The organism is Pradoshia sp. Z4_20 (assembly GCF_058216035.1).
Genome location: NZ_JBZAJD010000018.1, coordinates 1 through 12,283, shown reverse-complemented (window position 1 = coordinate 12,283; position 12,283 = coordinate 1). Strand labels below are relative to the sequence as shown.

At 37.8% G+C, this 12,283-nt stretch carries 12 protein-coding genes, 1 other RNA gene and 1 other annotated feature; of the genes, 10 read left to right on the top strand and 3 right to left on the bottom strand.

Features of this window, described 5'->3' with window-relative positions:
• Positions 1-289 precede the first annotated feature (289 nt).
• The gene (locus AC4BHP_RS18765) at positions 290-1,264 is read right to left on the bottom strand and encodes a YaaC family protein (RefSeq protein ID WP_490553772.1); all 975 of its coding nucleotides are present in this window, start codon (positions 1,262-1,264) and stop codon (positions 290-292) included.
• Positions 1,265-1,375: 111 nt separating this feature from the next.
• Between AC4BHP_RS18765 and guaB the strand changes: the two genes are divergently transcribed.
• The 3 genes from guaB (at position 1,376) to serS (ending at position 5,924) form a co-directional block, all read left to right on the top strand.
• Positions 1,376-2,842, top strand: coding sequence for an IMP dehydrogenase (gene guaB, locus AC4BHP_RS18760; protein ID WP_066103306.1), 1,467 nt, complete (start codon positions 1,376-1,378; stop codon positions 2,840-2,842).
• A 124-nt stretch (positions 2,843-2,966) separates the two neighbouring features.
• Positions 2,967-4,289 carry a serine hydrolase gene (locus tag AC4BHP_RS18755; protein WP_066103310.1) on the top strand — a complete coding sequence of 441 codons (1,323 nt, stop codon included), beginning with the start codon at positions 2,967-2,969 and terminating at the stop codon, positions 4,287-4,289.
• A 72-nt stretch (positions 4,290-4,361) separates the two neighbouring features.
• Positions 4,362-4,591, top strand: a binding site (T-box leader).
• 52 nt (positions 4,592-4,643) lie between these two features.
• Positions 4,644-5,924: a serine--tRNA ligase gene (gene serS / locus AC4BHP_RS18750; RefSeq protein WP_066103313.1), complete on the top strand. Its 1,281-nt coding sequence runs from the start codon at positions 4,644-4,646 to the stop codon at positions 5,922-5,924.
• A 499-nt stretch (positions 5,925-6,423) separates the two neighbouring features.
• Here the strand turns inward: serS and AC4BHP_RS18745 are convergent, their stop codons facing one another.
• On the bottom strand, positions 6,424-7,098 hold the full coding sequence (locus AC4BHP_RS18745) for a deoxynucleoside kinase (protein ID WP_066103316.1): 675 nt from the start codon (positions 7,096-7,098) through the stop codon (positions 6,424-6,426).
• Positions 7,095-7,733 carry a deoxynucleoside kinase gene (locus tag AC4BHP_RS18740; RefSeq protein ID WP_066103319.1) on the bottom strand — a complete coding sequence of 213 codons (639 nt, stop codon included), beginning with the start codon at positions 7,731-7,733 and terminating at the stop codon, positions 7,095-7,097. Before AC4BHP_RS18740 ends, AC4BHP_RS18745 begins: the two co-directional genes overlap by 4 nt.
• A 143-nt stretch (positions 7,734-7,876) precedes the next feature.
• Between AC4BHP_RS18740 and tadA the strand changes: the two genes are divergently transcribed.
• From tadA to AC4BHP_RS18705, 7 genes are all read left to right on the top strand, one after another.
• Positions 7,877-8,374, top strand: a complete 498-nt coding sequence (tadA, locus tag AC4BHP_RS18735) for a tRNA adenosine(34) deaminase TadA (protein ID WP_066103321.1) — start codon at positions 7,877-7,879, stop codon at positions 8,372-8,374.
• Between the two features lie 91 nt (positions 8,375-8,465).
• An RNA gene (ffs, locus tag AC4BHP_RS18730) (signal recognition particle sRNA large type) lies at positions 8,466-8,730 on the top strand.
• Positions 8,731-8,858: 128 nt separating this feature from the next.
• The gene (gene dnaX / locus AC4BHP_RS18725) at positions 8,859-10,547 is read left to right on the top strand and encodes a DNA polymerase III subunit gamma/tau (RefSeq protein WP_066103322.1); all 1,689 of its coding nucleotides are present in this window, start codon (positions 8,859-8,861) and stop codon (positions 10,545-10,547) included.
• Positions 10,548-10,565: 18 nt separating this feature from the next.
• Positions 10,566-10,889, top strand: a complete 324-nt coding sequence (locus tag AC4BHP_RS18720) for a YbaB/EbfC family nucleoid-associated protein (RefSeq protein WP_066103325.1) — start codon at positions 10,566-10,568, stop codon at positions 10,887-10,889.
• A gap of 11 nt (positions 10,890-10,900) precedes the next feature.
• Positions 10,901-11,497, top strand: a complete 597-nt coding sequence (recR, locus tag AC4BHP_RS18715) for a recombination mediator RecR (RefSeq protein WP_066103328.1) — start codon at positions 10,901-10,903, stop codon at positions 11,495-11,497.
• 21 nt (positions 11,498-11,518) lie between these two features.
• Positions 11,519-11,734 carry a YaaL family protein gene (locus AC4BHP_RS18710; RefSeq protein ID WP_490553762.1) on the top strand — a complete coding sequence of 72 codons (216 nt, stop codon included), beginning with the start codon at positions 11,519-11,521 and terminating at the stop codon, positions 11,732-11,734.
• Between the two features lie 78 nt (positions 11,735-11,812).
• Positions 11,813-12,079 (top strand): pro-sigmaK processing inhibitor BofA family protein, encoded by a 267-nt coding sequence (locus tag AC4BHP_RS18705; RefSeq protein WP_490553759.1) that lies wholly within the window; start codon positions 11,813-11,815, stop codon positions 12,077-12,079.
• Positions 12,080-12,283: the final 204 nt, after the last annotated feature.

Here is a 12,283-nt window from a genome sequence, read left to right as displayed (position 1 = left end):
TAGTTGGGACGCGAGTCCCTGTGAGAGTAGGACGTTGCCGGGCAATTTAAGAAACCAGTTCAGTTGATGAGCTGGTTATTTTTGTGTTGTTTTTAAGACTGAAGGATACCTTCGAACGTTTGTTGAGAAGAAGGTACCGAGTGTTATGAGAAATAGCAGAAAGGTGTGTATGATCCATATTGGACGGATGCAGGGAATAGAAAGGGAAACATGGCATAAACGATTTTTACTTAATTCCTAACTATCAAACCCTTTGCATTGCCACACTGACCTATTTATTAGACATTCTCTATATACAATCTAACCACTCCGATATCAAGAATGGGATTTTAATTTCAGCTATACTCAGTAAGCTATTGATAACGGGAAGATCATAAAAGGGCATCTCCTTAAATAAGTCTGACCACCACTCCGTTTCATATCGGGAAATCATACTGAGGTTATACAATAGTAAATAAAGTATTAAAAGATCTGGTAAGGTAGAGGCTAATCCTTCTTTTTGTAAGGAAAGATGGAATGTGTCCGAATGTATATTAAATCTAAAAGGTACATCCCCAAGTATCGGAAGGTATGCTTTTTTAAAATGCAGATGCAATCTCTTCTCTCCATCCTGATGTATTTCCTGTATAGGTAGCTCCCACTTGGAGTTAAGAAAGTCCTTAAAACGTTCTGAGGTCATTTTATACTGATCCAAAACGATAGTCGGTAGATGGACTACAGTGTGTTCTTTGTTAAAAAGAACTTCAATACTTGTACATTTATTTTTTAATCTTTTAAAAAGGATTCCAAGCTCAGGGATTTCCTGAAGTATATCAATCATTGCTATTTTTTCGTTCTCCAATTGCTTTATTCCATATATCTTCTCGGCTGTGTGAGTAAATAATCCATGGCGCTGAATTTTAATTTCATCAAAAAGAAATTCGTATTGTTGTTTTTTCTTTTTCCTTGTGGATACCCCATGAGATAAGACAGCGGTTGTTTCCGGATAAAGCGGATCAACAACTAATAGACATGCCTTTAAAAAATGAGTAAACCCATAGTATAAAAGAAGCGGTTTTAGCTGAATAGGAAGAGTATCCAACTGTTTAAAATAAAGTATTCCAGTCTCAAGATAAGATATAAATTTGTTACAGTTATCGTAACTATATGTATCAGCATTCAGTAGTCCTAATTTATTATAGGCGTTTTTTAAGTATTTCTGTGTGTAGTTTGTTGAATAATAAGGTGAGAACAGATGATTATAATCATATTGTTGTTTGGACATAACTACCCCTCTTTAATTGTTTGAATATTTAAACTAGTTACTTTTTCCTTGACAGTAGTTTGTCCAATTGTTAATCTACAAATAAATTTTTTTGGGAATGGAGGACATAATATGTGGAAAGATAAATTTTCCAAAGAAGGCTTAACCTTTGATGATGTATTACTTATACCAGGTAAATCTGAAGTGTTACCTAAGGATGTATCACTAAAGGTGAGTTTAGCAGACAACTTAGCCCTAAACATTCCTATAATTAGTGCGGGTATGGATACAGTAACTGAGTCTGAGATGGCTATAGCAATGGCTAGACAAGGCGGACTGGGTGTTATTCATAAGAACATGTCTATTGAACAACAAGCTGAACAGGTTGATAAAGTAAAGCGTTCCGAAAATGGTGTCATAACAAAGCCATTTTTCTTAACTCCAGAAAACCAGGTTTACGATGCGGAGCATTTAATGGGCAAATATAGAATATCTGGTGTTCCGATTGTTAACAACAAGGAAGAAAAGAAATTGGTAGGTATTATAACAAACCGTGATATGCGCTTTATTCGCGATTACTCCATGCGTATTGATGATGTTATGACAAAGGAAAACTTGGTAACAGCTCCTGTGGGAACTAATCTAGAAGAGGCGCAGAAAATTCTACAGCAATATAAAATTGAAAAGCTCCCTCTAGTAGATGAAGAGGGTACACTTCAAGGCTTAATCACTATTAAAGATATTGAAAAAATAATTGAATTCCCAAGATCAGCAAAAGACAAATACGGAAGATTACTTGTAGCTGCTGCTGTAGGTGTTACATCTGATACTATGAAAAGGGTAGAGATGCTGGTTAGCGCAGATGTAGATGCGATTGTACTGGATACAGCGCACGGCCACTCTAAGGGTGTACTTGATAAGGTACGTGAAATTAGAGAAACATTCCCTGAGTTGACTATTATTGCAGGGAACGTTGCAACTGCTGAGGGTACAAGAGCGTTAATTGAGGCTGGAGCTGATATTGTAAAAGTAGGTATTGGACCTGGTTCTATTTGTACAACACGGGTCGTTGCTGGTGTAGGTGTGCCACAAATCACTGCCATTTATGATTGTGCAACTGAAGCAAGAAAGCACGGTAAGTCGATTATTGCAGATGGTGGTATTAAATACTCTGGTGATGTTGCTAAAGCATTAGCAGCAGGCGGACATGCCGTTATGCTGGGCAGCTTATTAGCAGGAGTGACTGAAAGTCCGGGAGACACTGAAATCTTCCAAGGCAGAAGATTTAAAGTATACAGAGGCATGGGTTCAGTAGCAGCAATGGAAAAAGGATCTAAGGATCGTTACTTCCAGGAAGATGCGAAGAAATTTGTTCCTGAAGGTATAGAAGGAAGAATTCCTTATAAAGGTCCATTAGCTGATACGATTTATCAGCTTATCGGTGGTCTTCGTGCAGGTATGGGTTATTGCGGAACGAAAGATTTAGAAGAGCTCAGAGAGAATTCACAATTTGTCAGAATGACTGGAGCTGGATTAAAAGAAAGTCATCCGCATGATGTACAAATTACAAAAGAGGCACCGAACTATTCCTATAACTAAGTTATCAAGCACTAAAGAAAAGATGGCAGAGTATCTTTATACTCTGTCTATTTTTTTTAGTCCTTTTATGATACAATAACAAAAGTGTTTAATCGACAATCATTGATAATCAGGGGGGATATACTTGAGACAGGCAAAACAATTAACTTCTTTACTTGCTGTATTAACATTACTTGTTACATTTGTTTTTCCATTCACGAATACTACTGCATATGCCGAAGACGAGCTAGGACTGAGTGCTGAGGCAGCAATACTAATAGATGCGACTAGTGGAAAGATTCTTTACGAAAAAAATTCTGATAAGGTGCTTGGCGTAGCATCCATGTCAAAAATGATGACAGAGTATCTTGTATTAGAAGCTATTGAAGACGGGAAAATTAAGTGGGATCAAACTGTTACAATTGACGAATATGTACATAAACTCTCAGGAGCTCCAGGTTTATCGAATATAGGTTTGACACAAGGTGAAACTTATACTGTTAAAGAGCTTTACGAGGCAATGGCCATATTCTCAGGTAATGCTGCTACAGTAGCTCTCGCACAAGTGGTTGGCGGTACTGAAAAGAATTTCGTGAAATTAATGAATGAGAAAGCCGAAGAGTTAGGTTTGAAAGACTATAAATTCGTTAACTCGTCCGGTTTAAATAACTCAAGCCTGCTTGGCCAGCATCCTGCAGGTGAAGAGAATGATGAAAATCTTATGTCAGCACGTGCAACTGCTAAGTTGGCATATCATTTAGTAACAGACTATCCTGAGGTGATAGATACTGCTAAAAAGCCAGAATTAAAATTTAAAGATGGCAAAACATATAAAAATTTCAACTGGATGTTGCCAGGATTGATTGCAGAGTATAATGGTGTAGATGGATTAAAGACCGGTTCTACAGAATTCGCCGGCAACTGTTTCACTGCAACAGCTGAAAGAGATGGAAAAAGATATATCTCAGTTGTGATGAAAGCAGACAGTAAAATGTCACGTTTTTCAGAAACTGAAAAAATACTTAACTATGCTTTTAATAACTTCTCCACAGAGGAGATTGTAGAAAAAGGATATCAAGTAAAAGGTCAAAAAACACTACCTGTTGCAAAAGGGAAAGAAAAGTCTGTAGCTATTGAGACAAACAAGGCAATTAACCTTATTGTAAAAAATGGCGAAAAGGAAAATCTTAAGACTAAACTAGTATTAGATAAGGACAAGCTTGATGAAGATGGCAACCTGGTGGCTCCAGTGAAAAAAGGAGATAAGGTTGGTTATCTAACTCTTGAATCCGACAAGAGTGATCTTGGCTTCTTAACAGAGGAAGGGCAAAAGAATATCAGCGTTGATGTTGTAGCTGCTGAAACTGTTGAAAAGTCAAACTGGTTTGTATTATCCATGAGAGCAATCGGAGGCTTCTTCGGTGATATGTGGGATAGTATCACTGGAGCAGTTAAAGGTTTATTCTAAAATTTTATTTTTATGATTGAATATAGTTGCGCGAAGAGTGTATGATAGTTAATAGAATATTAAATGAATAAACGAATAGCGTTGATGAGAACCAGTAATCAGAGTAGCATATCTGAAGAGAGCCAGTGGGTGGTGCAAACTGGCGATATCGTCTGATGAATCCATCTCGGAGCAGGATATCGAAATCTTAAAGGAGAATAAATATCCTCGGTTTTAAAAGCCGTTATCTTATGAGGTGGTAGGCATTTATATAAAATGCCTATAACTAGGGTGGCAACGCGGATAAAACTTCCGTCCCTTTTAGGGACGGGAGTTTTTTGTTTGTTTACAATAATTTAAAAGGAGGAATTTAGTATGCTTGATGTAAAACTATTGCGTGCAAACCTTGAAGAAGTTAAGGAAAAGCTAAAACACCGTGGGGAAGATTTGAATGATCTAGATAAATTTGAGGATCTCGATAAACGCCGCAGAGAATTAATTGTTGAAACTGAACAGTTAAAAAGCAGAAGAAATGAAGTCTCCCAACAAATTGCTATGCTGAAAAAAGAGAAAAAGGATGCCGATGCGTTAATTATTGAAATGCGTGAGGTTGGCGAAAAAATAAAAGGCTTCGATCAGGAATTGCGTACAATTGAAGAAGAACTGGATTCAATTATGATGACTATCCCTAATATCCCGCATGAAAGTGTTCCTGTCGGAGATTCTGAGGATGAAAACGTTGAGGCGCGAAAGTGGGGAGAAGTGAGAGACTTTGGATTCGAGCCAAAGCCACACTGGGAGATAGCTGCTGATTTAGGAATCATTGATTTTGAACGCGCTGGAAAAGTTACAGGAAGCCGCTTTGTATTTTACAAAGGATTAGGAGCAAGACTTGAACGTGCTTTAGCAAGCTTTATGTTAGATCTACACGTTGAAGAACATGGTTATACAGAAATGCTTCCGCCTTACATAGTTAATCGTGCAAGCATGACAGGTACGGGCCAGCTGCCTAAATTTGAAGAGGATGCTTTCTTAATTAACAGTGAGGATTACTTCTTAGTTCCTACTGCTGAAGTTCCAGTTACGAACTATCACCGCGATGAAATACTATCTGGTGATGAACTGCCAATAAGCTATGCTGCTTACAGTGCTTGTTTCCGATCTGAAGCAGGATCTGCAGGTCGTGATACACGTGGATTAATTCGCCAGCATCAATTTAACAAAGTAGAGCTCGTTAAATTTGTAAGACCAGAGGATTCTTATGAAGAATTGGAAAAACTAACAGGCCATGCGGAAAAAGTTCTGCAATTGCTTGGGCTTCCATACCGTGTGTTAAAAATGTGTACGGCAGATCTTGGTTTCACAGCAGCTAAAAAATATGATTTAGAAGTTTGGATTCCAAGCTATGAGACGTATCGTGAAATTTCTTCTTGCAGTAATTTTGAAGCCTTCCAGGCTCGTCGTGCCAATATTCGTTTCCGCAGAGATATAAACGCTAAGCCTGAGCATGTTCACACATTAAATGGATCTGGCCTAGCGATTGGACGTACTGTTGCTGCAATCCTTGAAAATTATCAGCAGGAAGATGGATCTGTATTAATTCCAGAAGCTCTTCAACCTTATATGGGTGGAAAAAAAGTTATCACAAAAGCTTAAGATGAAGAGCATTCACAAACTGCTGATATGGGGAAGGGTGCTAAAGTCCATTTGAAGGACTGTGTTGGAATCGATCCCTTCGCCAAATAATAAGTATAACTAACAAAGGGATATCCACATCCGCCAAGTTTGGCATGTGGATATCCCTTTTTATATAAAAATGAGTGCTCCTTAAAAGTTAGGCATTAATCTGCCTTTTAAGGGATGTTTATATAGATATTTTTTAATAGGAGATAATGCATTGAAGTGGTCAAAATATATTTAATTGGATTCGAATAAGTTATATAGCCTTAAGCGCAGGAATAGCTCAATCTGTTTTAGGTGGGTGGGGAGAGCACGTAGGATAGGGATTTTGAGAAATAACTGGCGGACTATATCTAATAGTAGAATGACAATGAAGATAAAATTAAAGACCTGATTCCGGTAAGAATAGCGAAATCAGGTCCTTTAAGCAGCCCTAATAGGTCAAACCTTCTAGGTAGTATAAAATGTAATATTTTTAAAATACCTTTTTCAATTTTCCAGATTGCTGAATTTGTTCTGATACACGTTCAAGAATATCGTGAACAGCATTTGGATCTTCAGCTAAATCATAATCTTTAATATTTAATCGCAATATTGGGCAAGCATTGAAGGAATTAATCCACTTTTCATATCTTCCATGCATTTCCTCCCAATATTCTACAGGAGTTTGCTGCTCCATTTCTCTGCCGCGCAATTGAATACGGTTAAGAATATCATCCAGGGAGCCTTCCAGATAAATAAGTAAATCTGGATGCGGAAAATATGGAGTCATCACCATAGCTTCAAAAAGACTTGTATAGGTTTCATAATCTGTTGGATTCATGGTTCCTTTGTCATAATGCATTTTTGCGAAGATGCCTGTATCCTCATAAATAGAGCGGTCTTGAATAAAACCACCGCCATATTCGAAAATACGTTTTTGCTCTTTATAGCGTTCTGCTAAGAAATAGATTTGAAGATGGAAGCTCCAACGTGAAAAGTCAGCATAAAAACTGTCAAGATAAGGATTAGTATCTACCTTTTCAAAGGAAGTACGAAAATCGAGTTCTTCTGCTAATGCTTTTGTTAATGTAGATTTTCCAACGCCGACAGTACCGGCTACAGTAATAACAGCACTTTTAGGGATTTGATATTTAGGATGAAGAATCATGAACAAACTCCTTTTTGCAGTTGATTAGATACAGACGTTAAGATCAAATCCAGGTCTTCTTTTCTTAGGATGAAGTCCATTTCATCACCATTAAAGCGAAGTACCGGGATATCAGGATGAGCTGCTTCAAATTCATTCATGAATTGAGCGTAGTCTTCTGATAACTGCATTAAATATTTTTCACTTATATTTTTCTCAAATTCTCTGCCGCGGAGTGCAATTCGATGCATTAGCGTTTCAATACTTGCGTCCAGATAAATGACCATATTAGGTCTTGGCATATCCATAGTTAGTATGGAGTATATGTCTTTGTACTTGCTGAATTGAGACTCTTGTATGGTTCTTTGGGCAAAGATGAGATTTTTAAAGATATGATAATCTGCTACGACGGGTTGATTATTTTGGATATACTTTACTTGAATATCCTCTAATTGTTTATAACGATTACATAGGAAGAACATTTCTGTTTGAAAGCTCCATTCCTGAATATCATCATAGAATTTATCTAAAAACGGATTTTCATCAACTATTTCCTTTAGCAGCTTATATTGAAAATGGCTGGCTATTGCTTTCGCCAATGAAGTTTTCCCCACACCAATGGGACCTTCAACAGTAATAAATGGGGTATGGTTCATATGAGGTCCTCCTTACCTTTATGTTACTCTTTTCTAAAGACCGAGTATTATTGTACCATATAGACTTAAGAATTCATTATAAATAATATTGATAAATAAAGTCCATATTTTTATAATCCTACTGTTTAAGGGGTTTTAGCAAAATGAATGATGATAAATTTTTTATGCAAGAAGCAATTGAACAAGCAAAAGCTGCACAAGACAGTAATGAAGTTCCGATTGGAGCGGTTATTGTTAAAGATGGAAAGATCATTGCTCGTGGGCATAATCTGAGAGAGACGAATCAAAGTGCTACCGCCCATGCTGAAATTCTAGCAATCCAGAATGCTTGCGAGAAATTGGGTACATGGCGACTTGAAGGGGCATCCCTATATGTTACATTGGAACCTTGCCCGATGTGTGCCGGTGCTATTTTGATGTCTCGTGTTGATCGGGTAGTATATGGTGCAAATGATCCAAAAGCAGGCTGTGCGGGAACATTTATGAATCTCCTCGATGATTCACGTTTTAACCATCAATGTGAGGTAATTACAGGGGTATGTGAAGAGGAGTGCAGTCACTTATTAACATCCTTTTTTAGAGACTTAAGGGAAAAGAAGAAACTCGCAAAGAGAAATAGACAGTCGGAAAACAATGGATGAATTTACAGGTTCAAGATATTGCATTTTTATTTATTTATAGGTATACTAATTTATGCGTCAGTAAAGACGCCTAATATTGGTTTCAAATTTGCCGTGCTAGGTGGGAAGGTAGCGGTGTCCTGTACTTGCAATCCGCTCTAGCAAGACGGAATTCCCTCCCTCGGTAGGTACTCTGTAGGGTCTGACCTTTGTAAGTGGTGTTGACGTCTGGGTCCTGCGCAATGGGAACTTATGAACCCTGTCAGGTCCGGAAGGAAGCAGCAGTAAGTAAGACCTCTCATGTGCCGCAGGGCAGCCTGGACTGAGCTAACTGCACTGGTTCCGCTTATGGATATCTATCAACGGAGGGTGCACGGCAGTTATTTACATAAAAAGATTAAAACCATTCGTTTAAAGAATGGTTTTTTTTATGCATTTTTGCCGTTTGTAAATGTCACTATTTACGATATAATATAAGGGATTATGTAAGGAAGGGGCAGGAATATTGGGTTATCAAGCATTATACCGAGTTTGGCGTCCTCAGGCTTTTGAAGATGTGATCGGTCAGGAACATGTTACTAAAACGCTCCAAAATGCCCTGCTGCACCAAAAAATATCCCATGCTTACCTTTTTTCAGGTCCACGTGGGACAGGTAAAACAAGTGCAGCGAAAATATTAGCGAAAGCAGTTAACTGTGAGCATGCCCCAGTTCAGGAGCCATGTAATGAATGTGCATCATGCAGGGGTATAACAGATGGTTCGATCTCTGATGTATTAGAAATTGACGCAGCCTCCAATAATGGAGTTGAAGAAATTAGAGATATACGTGATAAGGTAAAATATGCGCCTTCATCGGTTAAGTACAAAGTGTATATCATTGATGAAGTCCATATGTTGTCAACTGGGGCCTTCAACGCTTTACTGAAAACACTTGAAGAACCACCGGCTCATGTTATATTCATTTTAGCTACTACCGAGCCACATAAAATTCCTCTCACTATTATTTCAAGATGTCAACGCTTCGATTTCAAACGCATCACTCCACAGGATATTGTCGGAAGGATGGAAAGAATCTTAACTGAAACCGGCATTTCATACGATCAGAATGCATTATTGGTTATCGCAAGAGCGGCAGAAGGCGGTATGAGGGATGCCTTGAGTTTGCTGGACCAGGCCATATCATTTGGTTCCGACAACATTACATTAGAGGATGCACTGACCGTTACTGGAGCTGTTTCACAATCCTTTTTAACTAAGATTGTAAGTGCAATCTATAAGAGAGAGACAGCCGAAGCATTAAATCAACTCCAGGAATTACTAGCTTTAGGGAAAGATCCAATTCGTTTTGTTGAAGATATGATTCTGTATTTTCGGGACATGCTCCTATTTCAGGCGGCACCAGAGCTCGAGGATTCAATGGAAAGAGTTTATATAGATCAAGATTTTAAAGAACTTGCTGAAAACATTTCGTCAGATCAACTTCATTTTTGGATTGATCAATGGAATCGTTCTATTCAGGAAATGAAGTGGTCCAGTCACCCTAGAATATTTTTGGAGGTTTTGTTGGTAAAGCTTTGCCAAAGTGAACCGGAAAGCAGCAAGAGTTCAGTTACAGACGACACGATTCAAAAACTAATGAATAAAATCAATCAACTGGAAACTCAGTTAAACACCATACGTGAAAATGGAGTTGCGATTAATAAAGACTCAGCTCCTGCTAAAGAAAAGGCTAAAGTAACAACAAACCGATCCTTTAAAGTGCCGGTAGGACGAGTTAACGATATATTAAAAAGAGCAACCAAGCCCGATTTATTAAAGATAAAAAGCAATTGGGGTGGAATGCTTGAATCGCTGAAAAAATCACAGGCAGCATTATTAAATGATGCAGAACCTGTAGCTGCCTCTAATGATGCTTTTGTGTTAAAATTCAAATATGAAATTCATTGCCAAATGGCTATGAATAATCAGGAGTTCATCAGTGGTTTAAAGGGTACACTACAGCAAGTGACAGGCAATCTATACGATATTGTTGGCATTCCGGAAGAAAGCTGGCATAAAATTCGCCAGGAGTTTGTTTCTACTCAAAAACAAGACCAACCGGAATCTCAAGAGACAAATGAGGAAACAGAAGATCCGCTGATTTTTAAAGCAAGAGAACTTTTCGGCGATGAACTTTTAGAAATAAAAGATTAATTTTATGGAGGTAACAATATGCGCGGAATGGGCAATATGCAAAATATGATGAAACAAATGCAAAAAATGCAAAAGAAAATGGCGGAGGCTCAAGAAGAGCTTGGTCAAAAACGAATCGAAGGTACAGCTGGCGGAGGCATGGTGACAGTTATAGCTACAGGCCATAAAGAAATCGTTGATGTGAAAATCAAAGAAGAAGTAGTGGATCCTGACGATATCGAAATGTTGCAGGACCTTGTGCTTGCAGCTACAAATGACGCATTAAGAAAAGTGGATGAAATGACAAATAACACAATGGGTCAATTCACTAAAGGGTTAAATTTACCGCCAGGATTCATGTAAGGAGAAAAATTATGCATTATCCTGAACCGATATCCAAATTAATAGACAGTTTTATGAAATTGCCAGGTATTGGCCCGAAAACGGCCGCCAGACTGGCATTTTTTGTTTTGGACATGAAGGAAGACACAGTACTGGACTTTGCAAAAGCATTAGTTAATGCAAAGAGAAATTTAATGTATTGTTCTGTATGTGGTCATATTACTGATAAAGATCCTTGTTATATTTGTGATGATAATTATCGAGACAAATCTATTATTTGTGTCATACAAGAACCAAAAGATGTAATTGCTATGGAGAAAATGAGAGAATTTAATGGACTTTATCATGTGTTGCACGGCAGTATTTCTCCAATGGATGGAATAGGACCCGAAGATATAAATATTCCAAGCCTATTGAAGAGATTGCAGGATGAAACGGTAAAGGAAGTTATTCTGGCTACAAACCCTAATATTGAAGGAGAAGCAACAGCTATGTATATCTCCAGACTACTAAAACCAACTGGTATAAAGGTCACTCGTATTGCTCACGGTCTTCCAGTTGGCGGTGACTTGGAATATGCAGATGAGGTTACCTTATCAAAAGCTATCGAGGGTAGAAGAGAATTGTAACGATTGTAAGGAGGAAATACCTTGTTGTTTCGTAGAAAAGGAAAGCTGCGCAAGGAATTTGATGAAAAGCTTCTGGAGGATATCGGTACGATGAAGGTGAAGTGGTTTAACCATAAAAGCCTTATCGAGACGAGTTACGATCCTTCATTTGATACAATCTCCCAAGCAAAGTTGAGTGAATTAAAGTATTATTATTTATTTAAAGAAGCGCGGAAACGGAAAATATCGGTCAAATAGGGTGTTGAGCACTAAATGATTGTTCTAATTTAATGGCCTGTCTCATACAGTATGAACAAATACTTGGGAGGGGTTTAATTGGAACATGGTGTATTTATTGCTGTTGTTGTCGGTATGATTCTTTTATTATTCCTAGTTGGAACACCTTTTAAGCCATTAAGGATGCTGGGACGTTTTTCAGTCAAGCTGATTATGGGAGCCGTTATATTATATATTGTTAATATAGTAGGCGGAAAATATGGGATGCATATCCCGATTAATCCATCCACTATTCTTGTATCTGGAATTTTAGGATTCCCTGGAGTTGCAGCTTTAATAGTGATTCAAAAATGGATTATCTCCTGAAAAGTTAGGCTGCAATCAGCAGTCTAACTTTTTTTGAAAAAAGTATTGCAATATAGATATGTAAGTGATATATTAATAAACGTCGCTGCTGCAGTAAATAACATGAAGCAAGCGATAAAGAAAAAATAAAAAAGTTGTTGACAAAAGGTTGCTAACTTGATATGATAGTTAAGTCGCCAAAACGACAACAAAACAGATTGTTCT